Source organism: Bacillus sp. N1(2025) (assembly GCF_053470005.1).
The window spans coordinates 304,902-331,612 of record NZ_JBLTJB010000004.1 but is presented as its reverse complement, the minus strand read 5'-3'; the positions used below and the strand labels follow the sequence as shown (position 1 = coordinate 331,612).

Here is a 26,711-nt window from a genome sequence, read left to right as displayed (position 1 = left end):
GGTATGTCCGAAAGGAAGAAAGGAGCGGTTACTATGGCAGTTCATTTTTATGATGCAGCATATGATCTTGAAAAAGCTTTGCGAAACAGTGATGAATACAGCCGTCTGAGAGGGCTTTATGATCAAGTAAACGCAGATGAATCCGCAAAACGCATGTTTGATAACTTCCGCAATGTACAGCTGCAGCTTCAGCAGAAACAGATGTCAGGTGAAGAAATCACTCAGGAAGAGGTAGAGCAGGCACAAAAAACGGTTGCTCTCGTACAGCAGCATGAATTGATTTCTCAGCTGATGGAAGCGGAACAGCGCATGAGCATGCTGATCGGCGAGTTAAACAAAATCATTATGAAACCTCTTGAAGAGCTTTACGGCAGCCCGGAATAAGCTCCAAACCCCTCCATCTATGAAATGGAGGGGTTTTTTTATTCAACAGAAAAATCAAGCGAACCTTTTACCGTACCGTTAATGATGACAGACAGAGTGTGAATTCCCCGATAATGCTTGCGGGTGGTTAAATCTTTAAGGGAATGATGTTTGCTGAAGGTTTTTACGTCCCCGTTATCCATGGCGGACTCCGACATCTTAAACACCTTGCGGCTGCGGTGCCCCCTTTTCTTTACAAAATCAATCGCGTATTCAACCCTGACTTTTTGCCGGGCGGATGAGCGGATCTGAAAAGAAAAATGTATGCTTGTTCCGATGGCGGCCGTTTCCGAATTCAGTGTAAAACGTTCCAATGAAATCCGGGAGGCGTCTTCAAACCCGAAAACCGCAAGCGCCTGTTTGTCTCCTCTTTTTAACAGTGTCCTGCAGGCGTGTTTCAAAATCCAGTCCGTGTGCGGACAGCTTCCGAACCGCTCGGCTGCGATCTGTACCAGAAGATCCGGATGTGTTTTGGAGATGTCATTCAGGTTATTCGCCACGCTTTTTCTGACATATAACGAGTCATCCTGCATCAAGCGGTCCAGAACAGGGAGAATCGGAGAAGGATCGTCAAGAAGAGCCGGAATGGAGATTCCCCATGGCAGGCGCGGTCTTGAGCCTTCGCTGGCAAGCCTTCTGACATGTTCGTCCGGATGCTCCGTCCAGGAAAGGAACTCTTTGAACATCCGCTCCCGATCAAGCCTGATATACGGGCGGACCGCAAATTCGGAAGTGGAAAAACGAGTGAAATACTGAAGCGCCTTCATGGATTCGTCCCAGTGATCCGTTCCGTACTGTTGGACATAATCGGGAAAAATAATCCCGGCGAGCCCTGAGAAGCGGGGAGCTGTCTCATATAAGACGTCAAGCGCCCGTATGTAATCCTTCGGCAGTGTTTCATATAAAGAGTCTGTGATCCGGCGCATCCGCTGTTTTAACGTCAGTCCGGGCCAATCTTCCTGAAATATCAGCGCCCGGCACTTGTCCCGCTCAAAAGCCGGATACGCCGATTTGATTCTGTTGAGCAGTGCTTCTGCAAATTCTTCGTTATAAATATCTTTTAATAGAGACATGACAGTCACCGCTTTTTTTCTTTTATTATATGCGAATGTATGTTCTCTTTCAACTTTATCATACATTCAGCACAGATATTTTCTCTGATTTTTTTAGTTAAAAAAACCCTTGTTTTTTAACAATATAATTGAGATAATAACTCTGAAAGCGCCTACACTTACAGATGATCTAAGGATACGGTCGCCTATACTGCCTGGTATGTTAAGGGGTAGCAACAGAGAGTAAGTGAAACGAGCGCATCAACGGTCAAATAAGGGGTTCCTGATATATTTCGTAAATGGAAATACACATTGGGGAGAAGGCAGCAAATCGATCGTATCCCAACAAAACGACAGTTCAAAGTCTGCTTGAGGCAGGCTTTTTTGCTGCGGAGAAAAGGTTGTTCTAAACAAAGAGACAGGGTCATATCCTAATGACAAGTACAGTCATCAAGGAGGGGGACTTCTCTGTGTCAAAACAAATGCTGGCGTTAAATATAGACGGAGCGCTTCTTCGCTCCAACGGCAAACTTCATCAGACGACAAAGGATGCCATCGAATACGTCAAGAAAAAAGGAATTTACGTCACACTGGTCACAAACCGCCATTTTCGCTCCGCTCAAAAAGTGGCGAAAATATTAAAGCTGAATGCAAAATTGATTACCCACAGCGGCGCATACATTTCTGAAAAAATAGATGAGCCGTTTTTTGAAAAGAAAATATCAGAAGATCACACGTTTAATATTGTCCAGGTGCTGGAAAGCTATCCATGCAATATCCGGCTTCTTCACGAAAAATATTCGATCGGAAACAAGAAGAAAGTGAACTCCAATCTGGTCGGGAAAACAATGATTCATCCGTCTGACCCGATTTTTTATCCGGTGCAGTTTGTCGAATCATTAAGTGACCTGCTCCTTGATGAGCCGGTTTCAGCGCCCGTCATTGAAGTGCATGCCGAAGATGGCCTGCAGGCTGATATAACGGATACGATAATGAAAGCATTCCCGGCCGTCGATGTGATCCGCGTCAACGGAGAAAAACTGAACATCGTGCCTAAAGGGGTTTCAAAAGAAAGCGGACTTTCGATGGTCGCCGCTGAACTCGGGCTTTCAATGGAAGAGGTTGTGGCTATCGGCCATCAGGAAGATGATCTGCCGATGATCGAGCTGGCCGGTCTCGGCGTCGCGATGGGGAATGCTTCAAATGAATTAAAAAGAAAAGCGGACTGGGTGACAAGGTCAAATGATGAACAGGGAGTCGCCTATATGATTAAGGAATATTTCCGCATGCAGCACCGCAAAGGCTTTCTCGATAAGTTCCATATGAAACGGCCGTAATCAAGAGCCGCAGACGCGAAACGCCGGTCTGCGGCTTTTTCGCGGATTGATTTTAGCCTGTTCTTTCTGTACACTAAAGAAAGTTTTGAATCTGAAAAATAAGGTGATCACATTGCAAATAAAAATAGACGGCATCACGGATGACAGGCTGCATCGTCCGCTGCAAAACATCGCGAATTTATTTTTTGAAGAGTGTGTTCTTGCGTACGGCGAAACGGAGGAACCCTCTGATCTCGTCATCTCACTTGCCATTTCTCAAGATGCAGACAGCGTGTCGGTATCCGGAGAAATCAAAGGAACCGGCGAAAAGGAACATCATACGAAACCGCTTCTTGCCGGATGGAGCGAAAAAGAAGTATTTAAACAGGTGAAAAACACGCTGTCATACGTCTACTTAAATCTTCTTCAATCGCATACGGGCATGACACAAAAATGGGGAATCTTAACCGGCATCAGGCCTACTAAACTTCTTCATAAAAAGCTGCAGAGCGGCCTGACAAAAGAAGAGGCGCACGCCGATCTGAAAAAAGATTATCTGATCCATGATGAAAAAATCAATCTGATGCAGGAGATTGTCGACCGCCAGCTCGCGGCGGTTCCCGATCTGTACCGGGTCAAAGATGAAGTCAGCATATATATCGGCATCCCGTTCTGCCCGACGAAATGCGCCTACTGCACGTTTCCGGCTTATGCCATTCAAGGACAGGCGGGAAGAGTCGGCTCCTTTTTATGGGGGCTTCACTATGAAATGCAGAAAATCGGAGAATGGCTGAAGCGGCATGATATCAAAGTGACGACCATTTATTTCGGCGGCGGCACGCCGACAAGCATTACCGCTGAAGAAATGGATCTTTTATATGAAGAAATGGTCCGCTCTTTCCCGGATGTCGCGAATATCAGGGAGATTACCGTTGAAGCGGGCCGACCCGACACGATTACGGAGGAGAAGCTGGCCGTTTTAAATAAGTATAAGATTGACAGAATCAGCATCAACCCGCAATCTTATGAAAACGAAACGCTTAAGGCCATCGGCAGACACCATACAGTTGAAGAAACCATCGAAAAATACCATCTTTCCCGCAAACACGGCATGAATAACATTAACATGGACCTGATCATCGGCCTGCCGGGAGAAGGGACGGCTGAGTTCAGGCACAGTCTTGAGGAAACGGAAAAGCTGATGCCTGAATCTTTGACCGTTCATACGCTTTCTTTTAAACGGGCGTCAGAAATGACGAGAAACAAGCATAAGTATAAGGTTGCCGACAGACAGGAAGTGTCCCGCATGATGGATGACGCCGTCCGCTGGACAAAAGAGCACGGCTATACGCCGTACTACTTGTACCGGCAGAAAAACATTCTCGGAAACCTTGAAAATGTCGGCTACTCCTTCCCTGGTCAGGAAAGCATCTACAACATTATGATTATGGAAGAAGTGCAGACGATTATCGGCATCGGCTGCGGCGCGGCAAGCAAATTCATTCATCCGGAAACCGGAAAAATCACGCACTTCGCCAATCCGAAAGATCCGAAATCATATAATGACCGATTCGAGCATTATACAGAAGAGAAAATCAAATACTTAGATGAGATGTTCGTCAAATCTGCATTATAATATCAAAAACGGCACGGAATCAGCGTGCCGTTTTTTTTATGTTTAACCGTCTGCAAAAACGGGAAAAGACCATCAGACTGTTATTCGTAAGAGGTGTAATTATGTATGATGTCATAGGAGCGGGAATCGGGCCGTTTAATTTAGGGCTTGCCGCATTATTAGAGGATATACCCGGAACAGACGCTCTTTTTTTCGATAAAAAGAAAGAATTTGCGTGGCATCCCGGTCTATTAATTAAAGGGACGGATTTACAGGTGGCGTTTCTGGCGGACCTGGTCACGCTCGCCGATCCGAAAAGCCGCTACACGTTTTTAAACTTTCTCCATGAACATGACCGGCTGTACCGGTTTTATACGTTTAATGAATTTGATATTCCGAGACGGGAATTTAACGACTATTTGAGCTGGGCGGCTTCAGAAATCAAATCATGCCGTTTCGGCTCAGAGGTAATCGGCGTGAAAAATGCCGGCGGACATTATGACGTCAGCGTCAAGAACATTGAGGACGGAAGCATCAGTGTCTATCAAACGAAGCATTTCGTCATGGGGACGGGGTCTGAACCGCTTATTCCCGCAGAGATTGCTGGCGAAGCGCTTCAGGACACGATGGTCAGCACGGAATATTTGTTTCGGAAAGACGAGCTCGCCGGCGCCGAATCAATTACAGTGGTCGGCTCCGGACAGAGCGCCGCGGAGATCTTTTCTGACTTATTGCACGATGAACAATACCGCCGCAGCCGGCTGCAATGGGTGACACGCTCCGCCGGATTTCGAGAATTGGAAACCGCCAAGCTCGGGCAGGAAATGTTTACACCTGATTATGTGGAATATTTTAACCGCCTGCCTTTTAAAGAACGGCTGAACACGCTCCCTGAGCTGGACGGACTGCGCCACGGCATTGATTCTGACACACTTGCCGCCATTTACGATGCCCTGTATCACAGATCGATCAGCGGAGGTTCGCCTGACGTGTATATTCAGCCGATGGCGGAGCTTGAAAAAATTGAAAAGCAAAACGGGCGCTGCGTACTGAGCTTTCATCAATGGCAGATGGATGAAACCTTTACGGCCGATTCAGAAAAAGTGATATTGGCGACCGGCTTTAAACCTCATATTCCGGAATGGTTTACGGCAATTGCCCCCGATATCGAATGGGAGGATGAGAAACGGTTTAAAGTGACGGCCGATTCCCGTCTTGTCTTTAAGGACGACAGGAGGCATCATTTTTTCACATTAACGAATCTTGATCATGCTCACGGAACGGGCGCTACGAATTTGAAGCTGTCTGTTTACAGAAACCAAAAAATCATCAATACCATTCTGGGGAAAGAGCATTTCTCCATTAATAAAAAAACGGCTTTTCAGCAATTTCTTCCCGCTCAAAAAAACTGACCCCTTATGAAGAGGTCAGTTTTTTTATGATTTCTGCGGTTTCTTTTCAGGCGTCTTCCATTTGAACACGCTGTTCAACAGGAGATATATCCGCTTCGATTCTTTCGTGAGCAAAGGGCCGAAGATGGCCAGTATCAAAACATATAAGGCGGCGAAAGGTTTAAGTGAAGCGGACAGGCCGCCGGCGATGCCGAGATTTGCGACGATAATGGAGAATTCGCCGCGTGACACAATGGTCAGCCCGATATTAGACGATGCTTTATGAGAAAGCCCCGCCCGGCGTCCGGCGATCATGCCGGCGATAAAGTTTCCGGCAATCGTCAGCAGAACGGCGCCGAGGGCAAGCCATACCGCATCTCCGAGTGAAAACGGATCAATGCTGAGACCGAAGCTGAAGAAAAACATGGCCCCGAAAAAGTCACGGAACGGCACGACAAGATGCTCAATCCTGTCAGAATGGGCCGTCTCCGAAAACACGAGTCCGAGCAAGAGCGCGCCGATCGCTTCAGCGACATGAATCGTTTCGGAAAAGCCGGCAATGAAAAAGAGCGCGGCGAAAATGACGATGACAAATACCTCGTTTGAACGGATATCAAGCAGCTTGTTCAGCAGAGGCGGCAATTTTCGGGCGGCAATGAAAAACAGCAGCATATATCCGAAAGCGATCACGATTGACATCAGCGCGCCTCCGACAGACGTCGCGTCTCCCAGAACAAGCCCGGAGACGACGGACAAGTAAACCGCCAGAAAGATATCCTCAAACATAATGATGCCGAGAATCAGCTCCGTTTCCGGATTGGCCGTGCGCTTTAAGTCGACAAGCACCTTTGCGACAATGGCGCTTGATGATATCGTGATGACACCCGCCAATACAAGCACTTCCAAAAAGGAAAAGCCCGTGATAAAGCCGTAGATCAGCCCTAAACTGAAATTAATCAGAATATAAATCGTTCCGCCGGCGGCGATTGAACGTCCGGATTTGACTAATTTTCCGACCGAGAATTCAAGCCCGAGGTAAAAGAGGAGGAACAGGACGCCCATCCGTCCGAAAAATTCAATCACTTCCCGGCTTTCGATAAACGTCAGGTCAATGATGCCCGCTTGGGGCGCGTGCGGCCCGACAAGCATTCCTAAAATGATCAGGAAGGGAATGATCGAGAATTTAATTTTATTGGCGATGACACTCGCAATGGCCACAAGAACTAACGCCGTACCGACTTCAAATACGAGATGGTCCATAAACAGATCACACTCCGTCTCTGGAGAGGAAGTCTTGGATCAGTTTCTTCAGATGCTTTCTTTCACCTGAGAGGACGAGTGTATCGTTTGCTTCAAGGAGCGAATCAGCGCCCGGGTTTAAAAGCTTTTTCTGGTTATGCTTAATGATGGCGATGACCGTCACGTCATAGTTCTGGCGCACATCCAGTTCGCCGAGCGTCCGCCCTGCCGCTTTTGCCCCTTTTTCAACTTTAAACCATTCGATAATCAGATCGTTGAACGCCATTTCAATCGATTCAAGCGCCTGCGGTTTATACACCATCCCGCCGATAATCGCGGCAATTTGTCTTGCTTCCGCATCATCAAGTGAAATGCTTGCCAGAAGCTCATCAGGGTCGCGGTCATCAAATCTGTAAATTTCCCGCCTGCCGTCATCATGAATGATGATTGTCATTTTTTCATGATTTCTCGTTTCGATTTCGAATTTTTTCCCGATGCCGGGCAGATCGTTTTCTTTAATATTCATAAAAAATCCCTCCGGAATATACTGTTTTTACACCGTAAATACAGATTGGCAATGAGAAATGGTCCGATGCCGGAGGTAATTTGACTGGTATTGTATCGGAATGGCGCATGTCCTTTCCATTGTGGAATCAATGAATTGATCAAGAGGTTTGACAGATAACAGGGAGATCATCCGGGATAACGCACCGTATCCTTTTGACAGGCCTTGCGGAGCGGTTTTGGTTTGAACCGGCGTCTTTGCCGAATCCGTTTCCTGCGGGTAAACCGAAATTTGTACATGGCTGTCTGTTTCTGTCACCAATTGGGAAGGAAGAGCGACATCCGAAGGGGGGAACAGCACCATAAAAAAGCTCAGTAACAAGCTGAGTATCACATATTTCATTATCGGCGTTTTTCCCCCCTTTTGTTTTGTATATCAATTTCACTATATAAAAATGTATGTTCAGTTTCAAATGATATGCATTTTTCGGTATCTGTTGACCTTGAAAAATAAAGGAGTTTGGCTTCGGGGAAAGGAATATATCATTTGAACAAAATATGTAAGCGGATTCAAGGGGGATGTAAACATGCAGTATATTCGTTATGAAGAAAAGGGAAAGATCGCGGAGATTGTGCTGAACCGGCCTGACAGTTACAACGCGCTGAATGAACAAATGCTCCGGGAATTGGAAAATGCATGCGTGATGGCAGCCGACAGTGAGGCGCTTATCGTGCTTTTACGGGGGGAAGGCCGGGGATTTTCCGCGGGCGGTGATATTCAGATGATGACGTCTGATCATGATTCAGGAGAATATGAACGGCTCATGAAAATGATCGAATCCATTACGCTGACCCTCTATGATATGAAAAAAATTGTGATTGCCGCCATCCACGGAGCCGCGGCCGGGCTCGGGCTGAGTTTCGCGCTGTGCGCCGATGTGGTGCTCGCCGAAGAAAACGCCCGCCTCGCGATGAATTTCATCGGCATCGGATTGGTTCCCGATGGAGGAGGCCATTATTTATTAATGAGACGCGTCGGTGAGATCGAAGCGAAAAAACTGATTTGGAGCGGTGAAAAATTGCCGGCTGAAAAAGCGGTGCGGCTCAAGCTTGCCGACGGGCTGTTCAGCGGCGGCCCTAGTGAGGGGGCACAACCGTATATCGACCGATTGCTGCATGCGCCGCTGTCAGCGATGATTGAAACGAAGGCTATTTATCAGAGCCTCCATATCAGCCGGTTAAAAGACGTTTTGTCTCTTGAACGAAAGGCCCAGGAAAATATGAGAAAAACGGATGATCATAAAGAGGGCATCCGCGCCTTTTTAGAAAAACGGACGCCGCAATTTAACCGGTAAAATACAGAAGCCGGAAAGCTTCTGTTATCTGTGGAATAAAATCAGCTTTCCGGCTTCATTTACCAAGCGATGAGTACTGTTCTCAAGCTTTTTTTCCTTCAATAAAGCCTCTCCGGCGGCCTTCGCCTCCGCCTCATTATCCGCTTCGATCCGTTCATTCAGCAGCGTTTCTCCCGATGCATGGAATGCGGTCAATACATATTGTCCCATCATGTCACCCCCTTTATAGAATGATATTCTGATAAAGAATTTAAAATCCTCCATTAATTTTTACCCATTATTAGTATATAATGGGTCAAGGAAGGAGTTGGATTCGTGCTTACAATTGAAAACGTAACGAAAACATTCGGCAGCTTTACCGCTGTTGACAATTTGAACCTGCAAATACCTGAAAGGGAAATGTTCGGGCTGCTCGGCGCAAACGGCGCGGGAAAAACGACGACCTTTCGGATGATTTTAGGTCTTTTAAGCCTGACTGACGGGCATATCACCTGGAAAGGGCAGCCGGTCAATTATTCCATCAGTGAAAAAATCGGCTATCTCCCGGAAGAGCGGGGGCTGTATCCGAAAGTGAAGGTGAGTGACCAGCTTGTCTATCTGGCGAGATTAAAAGGAATGGGCAAAAAAGAGGCGGAAAAAGAGCTCATGACATGGCTCGAGCGGTTCGGCATTACAGATTACAAGAATAAGAAAGTCGAAGAGCTGTCGAAAGGAAACCAGCAGAAAATCCAGTTCATTTCGGCCGTCCTGCATAAGCCTGAACTGCTGATTCTCGATGAACCTTTCAGCGGTCTTGATCCGGTGAATGTCGAGCTGCTGAAAGAAGCGGTCATTTCTTTGAAAAACAGCGGCGTTTCCATCGTTTTTTCAAGCCACCGAATGGAGCATGTGGAAGAGCTTTGCGAGAATTTGTGCATTCTCCAGAAGGGAAAACCCGTCGTTCAAGGCAATCTGAAAGACATTAAGCGGTCTTTCGGCAAAAAAAATGTCACCGTTCATTCAGATGATGACCTCAGCTTTTTAAAAACGCATGAAGGCGTCGTGAAATGGAAGGAAACAAATGACGGGATCAGACTGCAGGTCGCGAATGAACCGGTTTCTCAGGATATTTTCCGGGCGCTGCAAGGGAAAGGTTTTATACGGAAGTTCGAATTGGAAGAGCCGTCACTGCATGATATTTTTATAGAAAAGGTGGGGGCCGTTTATGAATAAATTTTGGATTATGCTGTTTCATACATACAAAAACAAAATCGCGGCAAAGTCATTCATTATTTCGACCGCCATTACCGTTTTATTGGTATTAGCGGTGACCAACCTGCAATCGATTATTTCCGTGTTTCAATCGGATGACGGCAAGCAGCAGATCGCGGTGATTGATGAAACGGGCGGGCTGTACCCGGCGTTTGCAAAACAGCTTAAAGCGGCGGATACAGACAATGATCTGCAGGCAATGGAGACGAAGGAGTCCGAAAAAGATGCCGTAAAGCGTGTCAAAGACGGTGAATGGGACGGACTGTTTATCATCAGACAAGATCAAAAAGGAACGATAACAGGAGCATACAAGGCGCTGACCATTTCCGATGAATCAGCGTATAAACTGCTCAAGCAGGCTTTAACCCAGACAAAAACCGCTGTCGAAACCGCCAAGCTCGGCATTTCGGCAGAAAAAGTCAGCAGCCTCTACACTCCGCCGGAAGTCAGCAAAGACGCGCTGGAAAAAGGGGCGAAATCTGAGGAAGAGCTCGGTCAGGTAATGGGGCTTGTATACATCATGCTGTTTGTCATCTACTTCTCAGTTATCATGTACGCAAGCATGATTGCGATGGAAGTGGCGACGGAAAAATCGTCCCGCGTCATGGAAATTTTAATTTCAAGCATGCCGCCGATTCAGCAGATGTTTGCCAAACTGTTCGGTATCGCGCTCGTGGGGATCACACAGTTTGCGGTGCTGATTGCGGCGGGTTATCTCTCACTGAAGCTGAACCCTCATAATGAGGCGTCGTCGCCGATCAGTGCATTTCTCAATTTTACGGATGTTCCAGTCTCGACGATAGTCTATGCCGTCATTTTCTATTTGCTCGGCTATTTTCTTTACGCGACGCTTGCCGCGTTTCTCGGCAGTGTTGTCAGCCGGATAGAGGACGTACAGCAGACGATTCAGCCGATGGTTTTTTTAGTCGTGGCAGGTTTTATGATCGCCATGTTCGGCATCGGCAATCCTGACGCCGGTTTTATTACCGTTACATCTTACATTCCGTTTTTCACGCCGATGATTATGTTTTTACGCGTCGGGATGCTCGATATCCCGTTTTGGCAGGCTGCGGCCGGAATCGCCCTGACACTGGTCACTATCGTGATCTTTGCGGCGGTCGGCGCGAAAATTTACAAAGGCGGCGTATTGATTTACGGAAACGCCAGCGGATTCAAAGCGATTAAACAAGCGCTGCGCATCTCCAAAAAATAAGAGAAACAGCCCGGAACAGCCGGGCTGTTTTTTTATTTTGCAGAACGTGCATTCGTATAAAAACGGTGCTAAAATAAGGGTAATTCAATTTGCAGAAAGGGGAGGGCGAGATGACTGATCTGACGTTTATTCATGCCGCTGACCTGCATCTGGACAGCCCGTTTTACGGCATTTCGAATCTGCCTGAACCGGTATATGCGCGTATTAAAGAAAGCACATTTCACAGCGTCCGCCGACTGACGGACGGGGCACTCCGGGAGCAGGCAGATTTCGTGCTGTTTTCGGGGGATCTGTTTGACGAAGCCAACAGAAGTTTAAAAGCCCAGCTGTTTTTGAGAAAACAGTTTACGAGATTACAGGAAGCGGATATCCAAGTGTTCGTCATATTCGGCAACCATGATCATTTGGGCGGTAAGTGGACGCCGATTGAATGGCCGGAAAATGTACATATCTTCACCTCGGATACACCGGAGGAAAAATCCTTCTTTAAAAACGGAGAGCTTGCGGCAAGCATATACGGATGCAGCTATCAAGAAAGAAGCGTAACGGTCAATCAGGCGGCCCGTTACCGGAAAATGACCGGCGCGCCTTATCATATCGGCATGCTCCACGGCATGTTATCAGGAGCGGAAGGGCATGACCCGTACTGCCCGTTTACGAAAGAAGACCTTGAAAAAAGCGGCATGGATTACTGGGCGCTCGGACACATTCATAAACGGCAGGTTCTGTCCGCCCAGCATCCCGCCGCCATTTACCCCGGGAATATTCAAGCCCGGCATTTAAAAGAAACCGGACCTAAGGGATATTATCTCATCCGGGCGGCAAACGGTGAGATGTCTTGGGAATTCAAAGAAGCGCATGATGTGTTATGGGAGGAAATTGATCTGGATATCTCCGGAGCTGAACATATGACTTCACTTCTGAAAGCCGCATCGGATACATTCTCCGGCTTGCGCGCGGCGGGCCGCCCGGCATGTGTCAGGCTGGTGCTTCGCGGCGCGGCGCCCCGCTTTTGGACGGAGGCGCCCGCAGGCATCGCGGAGGAGCTACTTTCCGCTTTACAGGAGGAAGAGGCCGAAGAGGAATGTTTCGTCTGGCCGCTTGCGCTTGAGGATCGGACGGATGAAACAGACAGCGTGCCGCCCGATCCGTTTTTAAAAGGGCTCCTTCAGGACATAGAACAATGCGCGGACATGAGCGGTGTATTTGAAGCCCTTGAGCGTCATCCCGTATACCGGCGTCAGATGGCTTCATTTACAGTTGAAGAGATACTGGATATTAAGCGGCAGGCTCAAGCCGTTTTAAGACGCCAGATGAAGGAGCTTCAGCGATGAAAATAACGGCGATGCATATTTACCAATACGGAAAATTTTCCGACCGAAGTTTTCAGCTGTCAGATTCTCCCGTGCAAGTGATCTACGGGTTAAATGAAGCGGGCAAAACGACATTGATGTCCTTTATCAAAAGCGTGCTGTTCGGTTTTCCGAAATCAAAAAAATACGAACCGAAAAACGGCGGGGTTTACGGCGGCGCTGTAGAATTGAAGCATGACGATCACGGCGCTGTCAAAATCGAACGGACAAAAGGCGCTGCCGAAAAAGTCAGAGTGTATACGGCTTCAGGCGAAATCAAGGACGGAGAATGGCTCAAACAGCTTCTCTCCGATACAGACCGGGCGCTGTACGAAGCGATCTATTCGTTCGATGTATTCGGACTGCAGGAGATTCAAGCTTTTAACCGGGACAAAATCGGCGAGTTTCTCCTGTATTCGAGCTTATTCGGGTCGGAAGCGGCGGCAAAGCTTGACGGGCGGCTGGCAAAAGAACTTGACAGGATGTATAAGCCGAACGGGCGGAACCCCCGCTTAAATCAGGAGTTGGATACATTAAAGCGGCTCAGCGCCCAGCTGAAACAGGCGGAAGCTGCGGAAGCGGGCTATCACAGCCTTCTGGAAGAGAAAAAAAGCGCCGGCGGCCGTTTGCAGGATGCCGAAGCACGATTGAAAGACATAACTGAAGAAATCAAAACAGTAAAATCAGCGATAGAAGCAAAGCCGCTCGCAGACAAAAAAACAGCCTTGGAAAGCGAACTTTCTTCTTATCCGGAAGCATTGAAGCAATTCCCGAAGGACGGAATGCATCAGCTTGAAAAATACGAATCGCATCTCCATCCGAAAGCGGCCCGTCTTGAGGGGCTTCGGGCAAAAGCGGATGAACTCCGGCGACAGGCTGAGCTGCTCGCTCCAAATGAGGACTTGCTGCAAAAAGAGCGGCAGCTGCAGGAGCTTTCCGGCGAGCAGCATATGTACGAATCGCGCGGCGAACAGCTTGCCGCCATCCAATCACAGATCCGGCAGACATCTGCCCGCGTTTCGTCAGGATTGCAGCAGCTCGGAAGACATGAGGAAGACGGCATTCTTTCACTGAACACCGATTATGAATATGAATGGCGGTTGCAGGAAGCCGTGCAGAGCGCCGGACAGGCAAGAGAAAGAAAGACACAGCTTGATGCGATTTTCGAACAAGCGCGGCTGGAGCTGGAAGAAGCCGAACGAAAACATGCCGTGACGGCGGAAAACATTTTGGACCCCGCTGTCAGGAAAGAAAAAGAAGCCGCTTTACAATCATATAAGCAAACGGCTGATACAGAAGGAAACGAATGGCAGGCACATGTTCAGCATCTGGAAAAACAGCGCGCCAAACAAAAAAAGCTCTTTCTCGGTGCGGGCATTCTGTTCATTGCGATTTTCGCTATGTTAAAAGAATGGCTGCCCGCCGCCCTTTTTACCGGCGCTCTGCTGCTGTATATGCTGTCCGGCATGCAAAAGCCGCTGCCGTCAGAAAGAGGAGGGCCCGGACACAAGAAAAAGAAGCCGGCGATCTCTAAAGAAGCGGCTGATCTTCTGCAGGAAGAGCTTTGGCGTGACGGCCGGCACCGGCAGCAGCTGATTGCGGATCAAGCCGTGCTTGAACAGAAAGAAGCGGCATATGAAAGAATCATCCGCCAATATGAAGAATGGGAGGCGGAAATGGCGCCGTCTGAAAAACAGGCGGAACTTTTTATGAAGGAGCTGGGGTTTTCAGGAAGTCCTTCCCATCTTCTTGACGCATATCATGTGATGAAAGATGTCAAAAAAGAAATCCTTAACAAGCATGAGCTGACCATTGAAGCGGGCCGGCTGCAAAAGCTGCAAAGAGCATTTGAGGACCGGGTCAAAAAGCTGAGTCCTTCAGACGGAAGGGAGCTGTCCGTAAAAGAAAGACTGCACGTTTTGCTGGCGCAGGCGGAACGGGCCCGTGAGGAAGCAAAACGAAAACAGGCGCTCGAAACGGATCTGCTGCATGCACAAGAGCAAATGCGTGAATTAAACGAAGAAGTTCATTACTACGAACAGCAGGTCAAACAGCTTTTCATGGCGGCAGGCGCAAAAAACCGCGAACACTTTTGTGAACTCGCCAGGCTGAATGAAAGCCGCCGGGAAACAGAGCGGCAGCTGCGCGAAATCAAAACGCACTTGTCCGGCATAGGCGGAAAACAGCTGGAGCCGTGCATGAGCCGCACAGTGTCCGAACTTGAACATACAGTCGTTCAGAAGGAAACAGAGAAAAAAACGCTTGAGGAAAAAAGCGCCCAGCTCCGTGAGCAAACCGCTTTATTAACGGTGAAGCAAGAGCAGCTGGAGTCCTCGGGGCTTGTATCCGATTTAAAACATCAGACAGAAATGCAGAAGGAGCGCGTGAAAAAAACCGCTAAAGAGTGGGCCGCATTACAGACGGTCAGACACATTATCAGGGAAAAAATGGAGCGGCATAAAAAAGTGACGCTTCCCCGTCTGTTAGAAACCGCCGGTGCATTATACGGACCGCTTACGGACGGACGCTATCACAAATTGTATTTTTCCGAGGCTGATGATTCTATTATGGTCATGCGGAAAGACGGAACGGTGTTTTCTGCAGGCGAACTGTCACAGGCGGCATGCGAGCAGCTTTATGCGGCGATTCGTTTTGCCCTTGCGTCAGAGAGGGAGTCTGCGGTATCACTGCCGTTTTTACTTGATGACAGTTTTGTCCATTTTGACAGGCAGCGGCTGCAGCGGCTGTTTGATGTGCTGAATCAGCTTTCAGAAGGCGGGCGGCAGATACTTTATTTCACCTGCCATGAGCATGTCAGCCGGTCTTTTCACAGCGGACAAGTCATGCGGCTCCTGTCATAATAGAGTTTATTTTCAAAAAAGAGGTATGTGCTATACTGGTATTATGTAAGATATGGAGGGAGCTTTTAATAGAATGGCAAAAGGTATTATGCTGCACGAGGTCGGCGAGCAGGTCGATCAATACTTTCTGATTAAATCTTCGACTAAAGGAATCGCAAGCAACGGAAAACCATTCCTGACGTTAATGCTGCAGGACCAATCGGGAGATATCGAAGCGAAGCTGTGGGATGCCAAGCCGACTGATGAAGTAACGTACGCGGCGCAGACGATCGTGAAGGTGATCGGAGATGTCCATCACTATCGCGGACGAAACCAGCTTAAGCTGAGAAACATCCGGCCGGCCGGCGAGAACGAAAATGTCAGCATTGATGATTTTCTGGAAACGGCGCCAATTCCGAAAAATGAAATGATGGAAACCGTCACTCAATACATTTTTGAAATGAAAAATCCAAACATCCAGCGGATCACAAGACATCTGGTCAAAAAATATGCGGCTGAGTTTATGGATTACCCGGCTGCGGCTAAAAACCACCATGAGTTCGTCTCCGGGCTCGCGTATCATGTAGTGTCCATGCTGAACCTGGCAAAAGCGATTGCCGATCTGTATCCGTCTCTTGACCGGGATTTACTGTATGCCGGAGTCATTCTGCATGATCTCGGCAAAGTAAAAGAGCTTTCAGGCCCCGTCTCCACAACGTACACCGTGGAAGGGAATCTGCTCGGGCACATTTCGATCATGGTGACAGAGCTTTCAAAAGCAGCCGAAGAGCTTCAGATTGACGCTGAAGAAGTGCTGATTCTGAAACATTTGATTTTAAGCCATCACGGAAAAGCGGAATGGGGAAGCCCGAAACCGCCGATGGTGAAAGAAGCGGAAATTCTGCACTACATTGATAATCTGGATGCAAAAATGATCATGATGGACAGAGCGCTGGAACGGGTGAAGCCGGGCGAATACACAGAGCGTGTATTTGCGCTTGAAAACCGTTCTTTCTACAAACCGACTTTCCATCAATAAGATAAAAAGGCCGATTCTCTATGATCGGTCTTTTTTACGTTCAGCTCTCATAACTTGTCTTTATCAAGCATAGCTTAGAATAAAGACTCTGGGTGAAAAAAGGAGGAAACCGACGTGCTATTTTTTCCTTGGTGGGTATACCTTTGCATTATCGGAATTATTTTCAGCGCATATAAGCTTTTCACAACAGCTAAAGAAGAGGAAAAGCTTGACCAGTCGTTTATTGAAAAAGAAGGAAGGGTGTATATTGAACGGATGGAACAGGAACGCGAGCGCCGTATGGCTGCGCCCGCAAGTGAAAACGGGGATGCGGAAGAAAACTCCAATCATTCCATCGCATAAAAAAACTGTGCGGCTCGCCGAGAGCCCGCACAGTTTTTTTATTTAGATTCAGAAGATGTTGAAGTGTTAAACGTGTCTTTTAAGTCTTTGTCTTCCACTTTTACGTCAGCTTTTTTCATGACTTTTTGAATTGCCGCCTGTACAGCTGAGTTGTCGTTTAATTTCTGTTTAAGAACTTCTTCTTTCAGTTCTTTTTTCATGTCATCATATTTGCCGCGTTCTTCCGTCTTTTTGATGATATGATAACCGAATTTTGTTTTGACCGGATCGCTGACTTGTCCGACTTTCAGGCCGAATGCAGCTTTGCTGAATGTTTCATCCATTGACTTTTTATCGAACCAGCCAAGGTCGCCGCCGCTGTCTTTTGATGTGTCAGTTGAGTATTCTTTCGCAAGCGTTTCAAACTTCTCGCCTTTTTTCAGCTTTTTCTCCACTTCGTCAGCTGTCTTTTTGTCAGCGACAAGGATGTGGCTCGCACGGATTTTACCTTTTAAGCCGTCGTAATATTCTTTCGTATCAGCGTCAGTCACTTTGATGTTGTCTTTCGCCGCTTTTTGTGCAAGCAGTTCGTACTTCACCTGATCTTTCAGGTAATCTTCGCCGTACTGCTGTTTAAGGGCGCTGTACTGATCGCCGAGCTGCGTTTTGTACTCTTTCAGCTTGTTATCGATTTCTTTATCCGTTACTTTGTATTTTTTTGCTAATACTTTTTCTTGTACGAGCTGTGTCAGCACACTTGCACCCGCAGTTTTTTTCATGTTCGTGTAGAGCTCGCCTTTTGTTACATTTCCGGCATCTGTCTTGGCGATTACGTCGTTGTCGCCGCTGCTGCAAGCGCTGAGAGCCAGGACGCTCGTTGCCGTAATAGCTGCTATCGCGATTTTCTTCATTCCTTTAAACACTCCTAATCATCCAAATTAAATTGCATATGCGTATCATAACATATTGTGGCTTTCTGTAAAAAGATTTTAAATAAAGGGCATTCGTCTAGTCAAACTTTTTCCTGATACATACAAATATATTGATCATGAAAAGGAGGTAATGAACCATGGGCGGAGGATATTCAAACGGTTTCGCGCTGCTCGTAGTACTGTTCATATTGCTTATCATCGTAGGTGCAGCTTACATTTGTTAAGCGAAACGGATCGCTTTTTCTAAAAGCGGTCCGTTTTCTTACCCGGGCGCCTAATCGTTTCAGAAGTACATTGCATATGATGTAATTGGAAAAATAAAACGTTTTGTAGGAGGTGCTTTTGGAGATGGGTGAAGTATTTGCAGGCGGTTTTGCATTATTGGTTGTTCTGTTCATCTTATTGATCATCATCGGCGCTTCTTGGCTTTATTAAGAAAAAAATATGGCTGTCGGGGGTCAGACCTCCGTCAGCCATATTTTTTTGCCTGTTTACACAGTAAAGGAGATCTCGACGAATGAAGAGATCAGTAAAATTAAAATAGATACATTAATAAAACGGAATACCTTATCCTGCCGGTCTTCAGGAATCTCTCTGACAAGGCATAATGTATTTGTGAGCCTGTTTATGAAATAAAGAATAAACAGGGCAGCCACGATAAAATAGAATAAAATGATGGGAGATTCCCCCTCTCTCTGAACTGCTCCCATATTACATTACCAAATATTTATTAAAAAAGATAGAATGTAACCTGAAAAATCAGCGGGACATCAAGACTCCGGCACTTTTTTTACTAAAATATCAAAACCGTCGGATTCCTGGTCAATCAGACATGATTTGGGCGCTTTGACCAGATGGAGCGCAAACAGAAGATCCGGCAGGCAATACCCCGCATGAATGCTCGAAATCATATAAAAGTAATGAGCGTGTCTCGGAAATGCCAGTCCGGCATAAAACAATAACGGCGTAATGAATAAAAACGGGCTGATCGTTGAAATCAACATCGTCGTTTTCGGTATGCCTTTCCATGTCGGCATCCGCAAGAAGTACATTTTCATTTCCTTTTTTCTTTTTTTACAGATCATCGGCAGGACATGTATGACTTTATGTACAAATAAAGTAACAACGAGCAGAACACAAAAAGCAAACACGTGCCCGTCACTTAAACTGATATTCGGACGCAGCAGCCCGAATGCCAAGAAGTTGCATATAAAAAACAGGATCATAAAACCTACAGCAGTCAATAATAAACGAACCGCACCATAATCTTTGATCAGATTAATGGTTTTCCAGCAATTCATCAGAGTCATCCTTCCGTACAAAGATGGAATACAATCTCAAAATAATTTACTCTCTTCAGGAGAAAAAATCAATCCTTTTTTAAAGAAAAAAATAAACCTGGAAAGAGAAGAACAGAAGAGCTCGGTGAAACATGGAAATGTACGGTTTAACCTTTCTTCTCCATTCATTATCAGCTAAAATAAGATTAAAGATAGAAAGAAGTGAAACGGATGGATTCAATGGATCAGCGTATCGGGCGTTTAGAATATTACATACAATTGCTGGTGAAAACGGTGGATATGGATAAGTACCCTTTTTATGCGATGATGATTGAAAAAGGGCTGACCGAAGAAGAAGGAGAAGAGGTCGGGCGGATCTGCCGCGAATTGGAGGACGAGCTGGAGTCGCAAAAAGCGCAAGGCTTTGTGACGTTTGACAAGCTCCTTGCGCTTTTTGCGGGACAGCTGAACGAAAAATTAGATGTTCATGAAACGATTTTTGCTCTGTATGAGCAGGGGCTTTATACAGCGCTGATGGAAGAATTTATTGAGATTATGAAGCACTTTGATTAACTGTTGATCGGTTCCAGCTCTTCAGCCGTTTCATGGACAGCCGATTCGTCCGTTTTTTTCTTCAGCCTTCCGTCTTCACTTTCAAAATCATTGTTTATGTTTGTCAATGATTTCTCGAATATCTCCATAAAATCTTCGCCGTAAATGTGGCGGATGACACAGGTTAATTCTTCAACCTCAGGAAACTTCCCGAATAAGTGGTAGATCGGCTGTGAGCCTTTAAACACCGCGTTCCTCGATGGATCAAACTCCTCAAGCAGGCTTTCGAATACATTTTCCCCTTCTTCAGTTAACTGAATGTACGTGTTCCGTTTATCATTCAGCCGCTTGGAAAATTTCAGATATCCCCGTTCTTCAAGCTTTTTTGAAAAGTTAAATGCAGTTGATACGTGCATAACGCCGAATTTGGCGATTTCTGAAATAGAAGCTCCTTTAAGCTGATAGGCAATCCATAATATATGATGCTCATTAATATTAAGGTCGTACGGCTTCAGCCAATTCTGCCAGTCTTTCTCGATAGATTTCCAGAGCGCTTTGGACAGCTGCGCCATTTTTTGGGTATAGATTAAAGCTTCTTTTAGATCGTAAGGCGGTTCAACACGATTCAATACAGATCACCTGCTTCACATTTTCTTTTCCTCTATTATGCCAATAAAATAAAGATTAATAAAGATGAAAATTTAAGAATTTTATAATAAATTCTTCATCCGTTGCTGGGAAAGGCTTTAAACCGCAAAAAAAAGTGCGGAACGCAATACGTCCGCACTTTTTTTGGTTGTATAGGATATTAGTTTTGTAAGGTTTTCTCCAGCTGTCTGATTTTCTCTTCGATATCAGCGATTTCCTTTTGGAGATCCTGCTGGTGCGGCTTGATTTCCTCCTGCCACCTTTTAATGCTGGTCTGAAGCTCTCCGCCTACGTCTTTAATGACTTCTGCGCTTTCTTTCGCCGTTTGGACAAGCTGGTCCTTAAGCGCCATTCCGTCTTTTTTTAACCGTTTGATTGTGTCCTCAATTGAATTGCAATTCGCTTTGATTTTGCCCCGCAGCTCTTTTCCGGATGAAGGAGCCGAGAGTAACACCGCTGCGCCTCCGATCAATCCGCCTACGAAAAGGCCTGTTAAAAGGGAACGTCCGTCAGCCATTTGAAATCACCCCGTTTTTTTTCTCATAACTTTTATCATTTTTGTTCAGAAGAATAAACTTCTATACATAGCTTGCTTTATTTTAGCATATTTTTTAAGGGAAAAGGAGGGAGAAGGTTGTCTGTCTTTATGATTGTTTTATCTTGTATGGCTCTTGTCTTTGCGGCGGGCGCCGTTTATTACCTGAAACTGCTCGGCCAGGCCGCTTCATATCCGCCGAAGCGGGTCGTCCGCCAAAAGGCCATTGTCTGCTCAGCAGGAACCGCCCTCGCATTGTTCCTTATCTTTTTCACAAAACTTCTCGTATAAAACATGCTGAAACACATTAAAAAACCTCTTCCGGCCGGAAGAGGTTTCGGTATGCGGTTATTTCACCGTTTCAATCATATTGGACCGTTTTAAGATCGTCTGCACAATCGGATGCATAATGATCATGGCGATCGCGTTCAGCGCAGCCGCCGGAAGGACGACCGCGAGCACCAAGGCGGTGAATCCGCCCGGCAGGCCGACAATCAGAAGGGCCAGCGCCAAAAAGAGCAAACCGGAGATGAAGGTGCCGGCTATCGTAATGACGGCGGCGGCCGCAGTTTTCACGCTCTTTTTCACCAAAAGCGCCAGCGCGAGAAACAGAAACGCCGTTACCGGTTTTTCAATGATATTCGGAAGCTGTCCGCCCGGAAAAGATGTCGTGAGTGCGGAAATGATTCCCGTTACAATCCCGATCATCAGCACGTTCTGCACACGGGGGAATAACAGAATACCCATAAACATCATCACAAGCATCATATCGGGTTTCATTCCGAATAATACCGGCGGCATAATGGAATGAAGCACCGCTCCGATTGCCGCAAACAGGGCCATAATGACTAATTCTTTTGTTTTCATACTAAGCTCTCCTCTGCTAAGCTTTTTCGCCATCCAATAATATGCTCGTCATTTATTGCGATGGCCGGAAAAATTGATATGCAAACAGTATATCAAAGGAACCGTTATGTTAGAAGAAATTTATTCGTTTTCCTGCTGGAACTTTCTCATAAACTGAGCCAGTTTTTCACAATCAGCCAGGCTGACGGCGTTGTAGATAGACGCCCTGCAGCCTCCGACTGAGCGGTGGCCTCCGAGTCCGATCATTTTAGCCGCTTTCGCTTCTTCAACGAATTTTTTCGTTAGACTGCTGTCGCGGAGGGTGAACGTGACGTTCATGTGAGAACGGCTGTCTTTTGCGGCATGCCCCGCGTAAAACCCGCCGCTTGCGTCGATTGTGCCGTACAGGACATCGGCCTTTTCCTGATTGCGCCGTTCAGCCGCTTCGACACCGCCGTTTTCAGCCAGCCATTCAAGGACGAGGCTCAGCATATAAATCGCAAATGTAGGCGGCGTATTATACAGTGAGTCGGCTTTTGTGTGAGTGGAGTATTTCAACATTTTAGGGACGTTGGCGTTTTCGTTTTCAAGCCATGATTTTTTCATGATGACGACCGTGACGCCGGATGGCCCGAGGTTTTTCTGGGCTCCGCCATAGATAACATCAAACGTTTTGACATCAATTTTTCTGCTCAGGATGTCGCTTGACATGTCGGCTACGAGCGGGATCGGTGAATTCGGGAACTCTTTCCACTGCGTTCCGAAAATCGTGTTGTTTGACGTAATATGCAGGTAGGCGCCGTCTTTGATTCCTGAGAGGTCCGCTTCCGGTATGTGGTTGTGGTTTGAATCTGCGCTTGTTGCCGTGACGGATGTGTTTCCGAACAGTTTCGCCTCGGCGAGTGCTTTTTCAGACCATGCGCCTGTTACGATGAAGTGCGCCGTTTTTTCCGGTGTTAAAAAGTTCATCGGCAGCATGGAGAATTGAAGGCTTGCGCCGCCTTGAAGAAATAAAATATCATAATCGTCGGGAATATCCATCAGTTCTTTCAGAAGGCTTTTGGCTTTTTGGTGCACCGCATCATATTCCGTGCTCCGGTGGGACAGCTCCATGACGGACATGCCGGTATCATTGAAGTTGACAAATTCTTTTTGTGCTTTTTGCAGCACATCCAGTGGAAGGGCTGCGGGTCCTGCATTGAAATTCGTTGTACGTTCCATGTTTACGATCTCTCCCTGTTTTCCGCTTTAGTGTAAGAAATAATACAATTATCCTATCACAATTTTTTGATTTTTTTGATATGAAAAAATATAATTTTATGTATTTTGTGTTTCCGGACGCAAAAAAACCTCATCTTTAAGATGAGGCAAGCCGTTTTCTGACGGTTGAAGCGATCTCCTGAAGATCGTCAGGCGTATAGTCTTCGGCGTGGGGCTTCCAGACAGCCCCGAAACCGTCGCCTTTTCCGTAACGCGGAATGATATGCATGTGAAAATGGAACACCGATTGGCCCGCTTTTTCACCGTTGTTATTGAGAATATTCAGCCCGATCGGCTCGAATTCCTCGCGGATGGCGCGTGCGATTTTCGGCACCGCTTCAAAATATTCTTTAGAAAGCTCAGGCGTAAACTCGTACACGTTTTCGATATGTGTTTTCGGAATCACGAGCGTATGGCCTTTTGTGACCTGGCTGATATCAAGAAACGCCGCGACGTGTTCATTTTCGTATACTTTTGAAGACGGAATGTCACCGGCAATGATTTTGCAGAAAATACAATCGTCCGCTTTGTGCATAGATGGGTTTCCTCCCTGAAAAGAAATATATGTATATTCTCATCGTACCACAAAAACGGCCAAAACAAAAAACAGGATGAACGGCTGCGCGTTCACCCTGATGCAGAAGTACGAGCTTTATCACAGAAAATTGAATATGCCTTTTGTAAGCACCTCATTTGTTTTTAAAATGAAGACTTATGGGTCTGCTTAATCATTCCTGGGACAAACACCTCATTTGATTATTTCATCATGAATGAAGAACATCATCAAAGCAGTGTGTGAAGAAATTGTAAGCACAGGACATGTTGATTTTCATCCAACTGTTCTAAGACGTCTTTTATAAACACCTCATTTTCAGTTGATTAAAGCTGTTTCCTTCTACATACATTATGATGTCCGCCAAAACGATAACTATGCACGATTTTCACGTGAGAAAAAAAGGGAATCGTTTCAAATCAGACTTTATTTTTGGTACTATGAAGAAAAACGAATCAGAAGGGGAGAAATTATGTCTCTGCTATCGGTAAAAGACTTAACCGGCGGTTATACGAGAAACCCGGTCTTAAAAAATGTTTCATTCACCCTTGAGCCGAACCAGATTGTCGGACTCATCGGATTAAACGGCGCGGGCAAAAGCACGACGATCCGGCATATTATCGGATTAATGGACCCGCATAAAGGCTCGATCGAGCTGAACGGCAAGACGTTTTCGGAGGATAAGGAAAGCTACCGCTCGCAATTTACGTACATCCCCGAAACGCCGGTGCTGTATGAAGAACTGACGCTCAAAGAGCATTTGGAGCTGACGGCCATGGCGTACGGCCTTTCCAAAGAAACGCTTGAAAAAAGGCTTCCTCCGCTTCTGAAAGAATTCAGAATGGAAAAAAGGCTGAAATGGTTTCCCGCTCACTTTTCCAAAGGGATGAAGCAGAAGGTCATGATCATGTGCGCGTTTCTCGCGGAGCCTTCGCTTTATATCATTGACGAGCCGTTTCTCGGCCTTGACCCGCTTGCGATCAATGCATTGCTGGAGCGGATGGACGCCGCGAAAAAAGCCGGATCAAGCGTGCTGATGTCAACGCATATCCTGGCTACGGCAGAGCGCTACTGTGACGCTTTCATTATTTTACATAACGGCGAAGTGCGGGCAAGCGGCACACTGGAAGAACTGAGAGAGCAGTTCGGCATGAAAGACGCAGCTCTTGATGACTTGTATATCGAACTGACGAAGGAAGACGCCGGCCATGAATAATATGTCTACGATTTGGCAGTCCCGGCTTGAAGAGCATATAAAGGAAACCAGAATGTATATGAAATATATGCTCAATGATCATCTCGTCATTGTGCTGATCTTTTTTATTGCCGGCGCGGCAAGCTGGTACAGCAAGTGGGTCAAAGACATTCCCGTTCATTTTCCGTCATTTTGGGTGATGGCGGTGCTCTTTTCATTTGTGCTGACCGGTTCATACGTCCGGACGCTGTTAAAGGAAGCGGACCTCGTGTTTCTGCTGCCGCTTGAACCGAAAATGGGGACATACTTTAAGCATTCATTTAAGTACAGCTATCTGTCACAGCTGTTTCCGCTTATTGCCCTGTCGCTTGTATGCATGCCTCTGTTTTTCGCTGTAAGTCCGGGGGCGTCGCTTGCGTCGTATGCCGCCGTATTTATTCAGATGCTGGCGGTAAAAGCGTGGAATCAGGCCATGGAGTGGCGGATGACGTTTATGAATGACAGAAGCATGAAAATGATGGATGCGGTCATACGCTTTATCTGCAATATGCTGCTTTTATACTTCGTCTTACAGTCGTTTTATGTGTACGCTGCCGCCGTCTACATTGTGATGGCCGGCCTTTATGTGTATTTCACATCGGCCGCAAAACATAAATCATTAAAATGGGAAGCCCATATTGAATATGAATTAAGAAGGAAGCAGCGGTTTTACAGAATCGCCAATCTGTTTACCGATGTGCCTCACCTGAAGAAACAGGCAAAACGCCGGGCGTATCTCGACTTTTTGCTCAGAATGATTCCGTTTGAACAGAGGAAAACGTTCTCCTATATGTATGCGCGGGCCTTTCTGCGTTCAAATGATTATCTCGGCATTCAGGTCAGGCTCACGATTATTTTTATCCTGATTATTATGCTCGTTTCCGCCAATCCGTGGATAACGGCGGCGTTAACCGTATTTACCGTCTTTATAACGGGGATACAGCTTCTGCCGCTGTTCGGGCATTTTCATCATCTTTCTCTGCAGGAGCTTTACCCGGTCAATCAGAAAGCGAAGCTGCAAAGTTTCTTTTCGCTGATGAAATCGGCGTTAACCGTGCAGGCGCTGCTGTTCTGTGCAGCGTCAGCTTATGCCGCGGGAGTCAGCGGGGCGCTGTATGCGGCTGTTGCTTCAGCCGTTCTGATTTTTGTGATCATGCCTTCGTATATGGGCGGAAGATTGAAAAAGTACGGCAAGCTGTAATCAATCGGGTTTTTGAAACCTCAATGAAAGAAGGAGACACAGATGACCGACGATCAGCAGCTGATACAGGAAGCACTGCAATGGAAAGCGCGTTTTTTGCGCAAAGATTCTATGCTTGAACGTTTTTCTAAAGGAATGCAGGCGAAAATAAATGAGCGGATTCCCGATAAAATTCATGCCGTCATCACAGAAAGCATTAAAAAAATGACCGAAGCAACAATGGCGGGTTCAAATCTGGTGAAAAGCAAGCGGGATACAAACGGTATGACGCTTGCTGAAAAAGATGCCCTCGCCAGACAAACCATCGCATCGTACCAAAAGGTCGCGGCAGCCGAAGGTATCGGTACGGGGGCCGGCGGAATTTTTTTAGGGATGGCTGATTTTCCTTTGCTGTTATCCATTAAAATGAAATGTCTGTTCGATCTTGCCTCCATTTACGGCTATGATGTGAAAGACAGGGATGAACGATTGTTTTTGCTGTTTATTTTTCAGCTGGCTTTCTCAAGCGGTGAACAGCGGAAACGCATATACTCAATGATTGAACAATGGGATTCGAAAAAGCATGATGTCGATTGGAGAGTTTTTCAGCAGGAATACCGCGATTATCTGGACGTGGTGAAATTGTTTCAGCTTTTGCCGGTCGTCGGAGCCGCCGTGGGCGGAGCGGCCAATTATAAACTGCTGTCACAGCTCGGTGAGACGGCAAGGCACGTTTTTCATTTAAGAATCACAGCAGCCGGTACGTAATGTACCGGCTGT

General features: G+C 46.6%; 31 protein-coding genes. 18 read left to right on the top strand and 13 right to left on the bottom strand.

The annotated features are described in order from the left end of the window. Window positions 1–33 precede the first annotated feature (33 nt). Window positions 34–384 carry a YlbF family regulator gene (locus ACNFN4_RS12075; RefSeq protein WP_014720937.1) on the top strand — a complete coding sequence of 117 codons (351 nt, stop codon included), beginning with the start codon at window positions 34–36 and terminating at the stop codon, window positions 382–384. Between the two features lie 38 nt (window positions 385–422). Here the strand turns inward: ACNFN4_RS12075 and ACNFN4_RS12070 are convergent, their stop codons facing one another. Next, on the bottom strand, window positions 423–1,562 hold the full coding sequence (locus ACNFN4_RS12070) for a DNA alkylation repair protein (protein ID WP_182072496.1): 1,140 nt from the start codon (window positions 1,560–1,562) through the stop codon (window positions 423–425). A 383-nt stretch (window positions 1,563–1,945) separates the two neighbouring features. Here ACNFN4_RS12070 and ACNFN4_RS12065 point away from each other — a divergent pair, with 383 nt between their 5' ends. The 3 genes from ACNFN4_RS12065 to ACNFN4_RS12055 all read left to right on the top strand — a co-directional run bounded on the left by ACNFN4_RS12065 (window position 1,946) and on the right by ACNFN4_RS12055 (window position 5,818). Continuing rightward, window positions 1,946–2,812 (top strand): Cof-type HAD-IIB family hydrolase, encoded by an 867-nt coding sequence (locus ACNFN4_RS12065; protein ID WP_012117197.1) that lies wholly within the window; start codon window positions 1,946–1,948, stop codon window positions 2,810–2,812. A gap of 112 nt (window positions 2,813–2,924) precedes the next feature. Then, window positions 2,925–4,427, top strand: coding sequence for a coproporphyrinogen III oxidase (locus ACNFN4_RS12060; protein ID WP_007409236.1), 1,503 nt, complete (start codon window positions 2,925–2,927; stop codon window positions 4,425–4,427). A gap of 101 nt (window positions 4,428–4,528) precedes the next feature. After that, window positions 4,529–5,818, top strand: coding sequence for a lysine N(6)-hydroxylase/L-ornithine N(5)-oxygenase family protein (locus ACNFN4_RS12055; protein ID WP_110124817.1), 1,290 nt, complete (start codon window positions 4,529–4,531; stop codon window positions 5,816–5,818). 24 nt (window positions 5,819–5,842) lie between these two features. On the opposite strand, the gene ACNFN4_RS12050 is transcribed toward ACNFN4_RS12055, so the two are convergent. Genes ACNFN4_RS12050 through ACNFN4_RS12040 form a run of 3 tightly spaced genes read right to left on the bottom strand, consistent with a single transcriptional unit; the run spans window position 5,843 to window position 7,943 of the window. Then, a complete protein-coding gene (locus ACNFN4_RS12050) occupies window positions 5,843–7,057 on the bottom strand; it encodes a cation:proton antiporter (protein ID WP_003155266.1) in 1,215 nt (404 codons plus the stop codon). Between the two features lie 7 nt (window positions 7,058–7,064). Then, complete coding sequence (locus tag ACNFN4_RS12045; RefSeq protein ID WP_012117200.1) at window positions 7,065–7,562, bottom strand: cation:proton antiporter regulatory subunit; 498 nt, start codon at window positions 7,560–7,562, stop codon at window positions 7,065–7,067. A 27-nt stretch (window positions 7,563–7,589) separates the two neighbouring features. Further along, window positions 7,590–7,943 carry a hypothetical protein gene (locus ACNFN4_RS12040; protein ID WP_029973201.1) on the bottom strand — a complete coding sequence of 118 codons (354 nt, stop codon included), beginning with the start codon at window positions 7,941–7,943 and terminating at the stop codon, window positions 7,590–7,592. Window positions 7,944–8,127: 184 nt separating this feature from the next. On the opposite strand from ACNFN4_RS12040, the gene ACNFN4_RS12035 reads away from it, so the two are divergent. Further along, complete coding sequence (locus tag ACNFN4_RS12035; RefSeq protein ID WP_017417370.1) at window positions 8,128–8,895, top strand: enoyl-CoA hydratase; 768 nt, start codon at window positions 8,128–8,130, stop codon at window positions 8,893–8,895. Between the two features lie 24 nt (window positions 8,896–8,919). Here ACNFN4_RS12035 and ACNFN4_RS12030 read toward each other — a convergent pair whose 3' ends face one another. Then, entirely contained in the window at window positions 8,920–9,105 is a 186-nt protein-coding gene (locus tag ACNFN4_RS12030) for a YhzD family protein (protein WP_015239502.1), read from the bottom strand. A gap of 105 nt (window positions 9,106–9,210) precedes the next feature. Here ACNFN4_RS12030 and ACNFN4_RS12025 point away from each other — a divergent pair, with 105 nt between their 5' ends. From ACNFN4_RS12025 to ACNFN4_RS12000, 6 genes are all read left to right on the top strand, one after another. Continuing rightward, window positions 9,211–10,107, top strand: a complete 897-nt coding sequence (locus ACNFN4_RS12025; protein WP_007409231.1) for an ABC transporter ATP-binding protein — start codon at window positions 9,211–9,213, stop codon at window positions 10,105–10,107. Next, a complete protein-coding gene (locus tag ACNFN4_RS12020; protein ID WP_014417324.1) occupies window positions 10,100–11,359 on the top strand; it encodes an ABC transporter permease in 1,260 nt (419 codons plus the stop codon). The genes ACNFN4_RS12025 and ACNFN4_RS12020 overlap by 8 nt, the downstream gene beginning before the upstream one ends. Before the next feature lie 110 nt (window positions 11,360–11,469). Beyond that, entirely contained in the window at window positions 11,470–12,693 is a 1,224-nt protein-coding gene (locus ACNFN4_RS12015; RefSeq protein ID WP_448200200.1) for a metallophosphoesterase family protein, read from the top strand. After that, the gene (locus tag ACNFN4_RS12010; protein WP_448200199.1) at window positions 12,690–15,572 is read left to right on the top strand and encodes an AAA family ATPase; all 2,883 of its coding nucleotides are present in this window, start codon (window positions 12,690–12,692) and stop codon (window positions 15,570–15,572) included. Before ACNFN4_RS12015 ends, ACNFN4_RS12010 begins: the two co-directional genes overlap by 4 nt. 73 nt (window positions 15,573–15,645) lie before the next feature. Beyond that, window positions 15,646–16,590 carry a 3'-5' exoribonuclease YhaM gene (gene yhaM, locus ACNFN4_RS12005; protein WP_003155251.1) on the top strand — a complete coding sequence of 315 codons (945 nt, stop codon included), beginning with the start codon at window positions 15,646–15,648 and terminating at the stop codon, window positions 16,588–16,590. 114 nt (window positions 16,591–16,704) lie between these two features. Continuing rightward, window positions 16,705–16,932, top strand: a complete 228-nt coding sequence (locus ACNFN4_RS12000) for a sporulation YhaL family protein (protein WP_012117207.1) — start codon at window positions 16,705–16,707, stop codon at window positions 16,930–16,932. 38 nt (window positions 16,933–16,970) lie between these two features. Here the strand turns inward: ACNFN4_RS12000 and ACNFN4_RS11995 are convergent, their stop codons facing one another. Beyond that, the gene (locus ACNFN4_RS11995; RefSeq protein WP_021494927.1) at window positions 16,971–17,822 is read right to left on the bottom strand and encodes a peptidylprolyl isomerase; all 852 of its coding nucleotides are present in this window, start codon (window positions 17,820–17,822) and stop codon (window positions 16,971–16,973) included. 158 nt (window positions 17,823–17,980) lie between these two features. Here ACNFN4_RS11995 and yhzE1 point away from each other — a divergent pair, with 158 nt between their 5' ends. Both yhzE1 and yhzE2 read left to right on the top strand, forming a co-directional pair. Then, a complete protein-coding gene (yhzE1, locus tag ACNFN4_RS11990; RefSeq protein ID WP_017417375.1) occupies window positions 17,981–18,067 on the top strand; it encodes a sporulation protein YhzE1 in 87 nt (28 codons plus the stop codon). 124 nt (window positions 18,068–18,191) lie between these two features. After that, window positions 18,192–18,278, top strand: a complete 87-nt coding sequence (yhzE2, locus tag ACNFN4_RS11985; RefSeq protein ID WP_003155248.1) for a sporulation protein YhzE2 — start codon at window positions 18,192–18,194, stop codon at window positions 18,276–18,278. Window positions 18,279–18,334: 56 nt separating this feature from the next. Here the strand turns inward: yhzE2 and ACNFN4_RS11980 are convergent, their stop codons facing one another. Further along, a complete protein-coding gene (locus tag ACNFN4_RS11980; protein WP_003155245.1) occupies window positions 18,335–18,553 on the bottom strand; it encodes a hypothetical protein in 219 nt (72 codons plus the stop codon). A 60-nt stretch (window positions 18,554–18,613) separates the two neighbouring features. Beyond that, complete coding sequence (locus ACNFN4_RS11975) at window positions 18,614–19,144, bottom strand: DUF3267 domain-containing protein (RefSeq protein WP_007409225.1); 531 nt, start codon at window positions 19,142–19,144, stop codon at window positions 18,614–18,616. Between the two features lie 210 nt (window positions 19,145–19,354). On the opposite strand from ACNFN4_RS11975, the gene ACNFN4_RS11970 reads away from it, so the two are divergent. Continuing rightward, complete coding sequence (locus ACNFN4_RS11970; RefSeq protein WP_003155243.1) at window positions 19,355–19,696, top strand: YhaI family protein; 342 nt, start codon at window positions 19,355–19,357, stop codon at window positions 19,694–19,696. Here ACNFN4_RS11970 and ACNFN4_RS11965 read toward each other — a convergent pair. Beyond that, on the bottom strand, window positions 19,693–20,304 hold the full coding sequence (locus ACNFN4_RS11965) for an HTH-type transcriptional regulator Hpr (protein WP_014417329.1): 612 nt from the start codon (window positions 20,302–20,304) through the stop codon (window positions 19,693–19,695). The genes ACNFN4_RS11970 and ACNFN4_RS11965 overlap by 4 nt on opposite strands. Before the next feature lie 179 nt (window positions 20,305–20,483). After that, window positions 20,484–20,840: a YtxH domain-containing protein gene (locus ACNFN4_RS11960; RefSeq protein ID WP_007409224.1), complete on the bottom strand. Its 357-nt coding sequence runs from the start codon at window positions 20,838–20,840 to the stop codon at window positions 20,484–20,486. Between the two features lie 117 nt (window positions 20,841–20,957). On the opposite strand from ACNFN4_RS11960, the gene ACNFN4_RS11955 reads away from it, so the two are divergent. Continuing rightward, complete coding sequence (locus ACNFN4_RS11955; RefSeq protein ID WP_007409223.1) at window positions 20,958–21,149, top strand: hypothetical protein; 192 nt, start codon at window positions 20,958–20,960, stop codon at window positions 21,147–21,149. A 57-nt stretch (window positions 21,150–21,206) separates the two neighbouring features. On the opposite strand, the gene ACNFN4_RS11950 is transcribed toward ACNFN4_RS11955, so the two are convergent. The 3 genes from ACNFN4_RS11950 to ACNFN4_RS11940 all read right to left on the bottom strand — a co-directional run bounded on the left by ACNFN4_RS11950 (window position 21,207) and on the right by ACNFN4_RS11940 (window position 23,499). Further along, the gene (locus ACNFN4_RS11950; RefSeq protein WP_014417331.1) at window positions 21,207–21,725 is read right to left on the bottom strand and encodes a tryptophan transporter; all 519 of its coding nucleotides are present in this window, start codon (window positions 21,723–21,725) and stop codon (window positions 21,207–21,209) included. 120 nt (window positions 21,726–21,845) lie between these two features. Then, the gene (gene serC / locus ACNFN4_RS11945) at window positions 21,846–22,925 is read right to left on the bottom strand and encodes a 3-phosphoserine/phosphohydroxythreonine transaminase (RefSeq protein ID WP_022553600.1); all 1,080 of its coding nucleotides are present in this window, start codon (window positions 22,923–22,925) and stop codon (window positions 21,846–21,848) included. A 136-nt stretch (window positions 22,926–23,061) separates the two neighbouring features. Next, on the bottom strand, window positions 23,062–23,499 hold the full coding sequence (locus tag ACNFN4_RS11940; protein WP_104678847.1) for an HIT family protein: 438 nt from the start codon (window positions 23,497–23,499) through the stop codon (window positions 23,062–23,064). 490 nt (window positions 23,500–23,989) lie between these two features. Here ACNFN4_RS11940 and ecsA point away from each other — a divergent pair, with 490 nt between their 5' ends. The 3 genes from ecsA to ACNFN4_RS11925 are packed head-to-tail and all read left to right on the top strand — an operon-like array spanning window position 23,990 to window position 26,699. Further along, entirely contained in the window at window positions 23,990–24,733 is a 744-nt protein-coding gene (gene ecsA, locus ACNFN4_RS11935) for an ABC transporter ATP-binding protein EcsA (protein ID WP_003155231.1), read from the top strand. After that, the gene (locus ACNFN4_RS11930) at window positions 24,726–25,952 is read left to right on the top strand and encodes an ABC transporter permease (protein WP_007409219.1); all 1,227 of its coding nucleotides are present in this window, start codon (window positions 24,726–24,728) and stop codon (window positions 25,950–25,952) included. Before ecsA ends, ACNFN4_RS11930 begins: the two co-directional genes overlap by 8 nt. A gap of 42 nt (window positions 25,953–25,994) precedes the next feature. After that, on the top strand, window positions 25,995–26,699 hold the full coding sequence (locus tag ACNFN4_RS11925; RefSeq protein ID WP_020955586.1) for an EcsC family protein: 705 nt from the start codon (window positions 25,995–25,997) through the stop codon (window positions 26,697–26,699). The last annotated feature ends 12 nt before the right edge of the window (window positions 26,700–26,711 follow it).

Coding starts and splice junctions, on each gene's coding strand:
- yhzE2 (WP_003155248.1), top strand. CDS start 18,192: ATGGGTGAAGTATTTGCAGGCGGTTTTGCATTATTGGTTGTTCTGTTC.
- ACNFN4_RS11925 (WP_020955586.1), top strand. CDS start 25,995: ATGACCGACGATCAGCAGCTGATACAGGAAGCACTGCAATGGAAAGCG.
- ACNFN4_RS11960 (WP_007409224.1), bottom strand. CDS start 20,840: ATGGCTGACGGACGTTCCCTTTTAACAGGCCTTTTCGTAGGCGGATTG.
- ACNFN4_RS12050 (WP_003155266.1), bottom strand. CDS start 7,057: ATGGACCATCTCGTATTTGAAGTCGGTACGGCGTTAGTTCTTGTGGCC.
- ACNFN4_RS11980 (WP_003155245.1), bottom strand. CDS start 18,553: ATGGGAGCAGTTCAGAGAGAGGGGGAATCTCCCATCATTTTATTCTAT.
- ACNFN4_RS12040 (WP_029973201.1), bottom strand. CDS start 7,943: ATGAAATATGTGATACTCAGCTTGTTACTGAGCTTTTTTATGGTGCTG.
- ACNFN4_RS12035 (WP_017417370.1), top strand. CDS start 8,128: ATGCAGTATATTCGTTATGAAGAAAAGGGAAAGATCGCGGAGATTGTG.
- ACNFN4_RS11970 (WP_003155243.1), top strand. CDS start 19,355: ATGGATTCAATGGATCAGCGTATCGGGCGTTTAGAATATTACATACAA.
- ACNFN4_RS12010 (WP_448200199.1), top strand. CDS start 12,690: ATGAAAATAACGGCGATGCATATTTACCAATACGGAAAATTTTCCGAC.
- ACNFN4_RS11930 (WP_007409219.1), top strand. CDS start 24,726: ATGAATAATATGTCTACGATTTGGCAGTCCCGGCTTGAAGAGCATATA.
- ACNFN4_RS11950 (WP_014417331.1), bottom strand. CDS start 21,725: ATGAAAACAAAAGAATTAGTCATTATGGCCCTGTTTGCGGCAATCGGA.
- ACNFN4_RS12015 (WP_448200200.1), top strand. CDS start 11,470: ATGACTGATCTGACGTTTATTCATGCCGCTGACCTGCATCTGGACAGC.
- ACNFN4_RS12045 (WP_012117200.1), bottom strand. CDS start 7,562: ATGAATATTAAAGAAAACGATCTGCCCGGCATCGGGAAAAAATTCGAA.
- ACNFN4_RS12070 (WP_182072496.1), bottom strand. CDS start 1,562: ATGTATGATAAAGTTGAAAGAGAACATACATTCGCATATAATAAAAGA.
- ACNFN4_RS11975 (WP_007409225.1), bottom strand. CDS start 19,144: ATGAATTGCTGGAAAACCATTAATCTGATCAAAGATTATGGTGCGGTT.
- ACNFN4_RS12055 (WP_110124817.1), top strand. CDS start 4,529: ATGTATGATGTCATAGGAGCGGGAATCGGGCCGTTTAATTTAGGGCTT.
- ACNFN4_RS12030 (WP_015239502.1), bottom strand. CDS start 9,105: ATGGGACAATATGTATTGACCGCATTCCATGCATCGGGAGAAACGCTG.
- yhzE1 (WP_017417375.1), top strand. CDS start 17,981: ATGGGCGGAGGATATTCAAACGGTTTCGCGCTGCTCGTAGTACTGTTC.
- yhaM (WP_003155251.1), top strand. CDS start 15,646: ATGGCAAAAGGTATTATGCTGCACGAGGTCGGCGAGCAGGTCGATCAA.
- serC (WP_022553600.1), bottom strand. CDS start 22,925: ATGGAACGTACAACGAATTTCAATGCAGGACCCGCAGCCCTTCCACTG.
- ecsA (WP_003155231.1), top strand. CDS start 23,990: ATGTCTCTGCTATCGGTAAAAGACTTAACCGGCGGTTATACGAGAAAC.
- ACNFN4_RS12075 (WP_014720937.1), top strand. CDS start 34: ATGGCAGTTCATTTTTATGATGCAGCATATGATCTTGAAAAAGCTTTG.
- ACNFN4_RS11940 (WP_104678847.1), bottom strand. CDS start 23,499: ATGCACAAAGCGGACGATTGTATTTTCTGCAAAATCATTGCCGGTGAC.
- ACNFN4_RS11995 (WP_021494927.1), bottom strand. CDS start 17,822: ATGAAGAAAATCGCGATAGCAGCTATTACGGCAACGAGCGTCCTGGCT.
- ACNFN4_RS12020 (WP_014417324.1), top strand. CDS start 10,100: ATGAATAAATTTTGGATTATGCTGTTTCATACATACAAAAACAAAATC.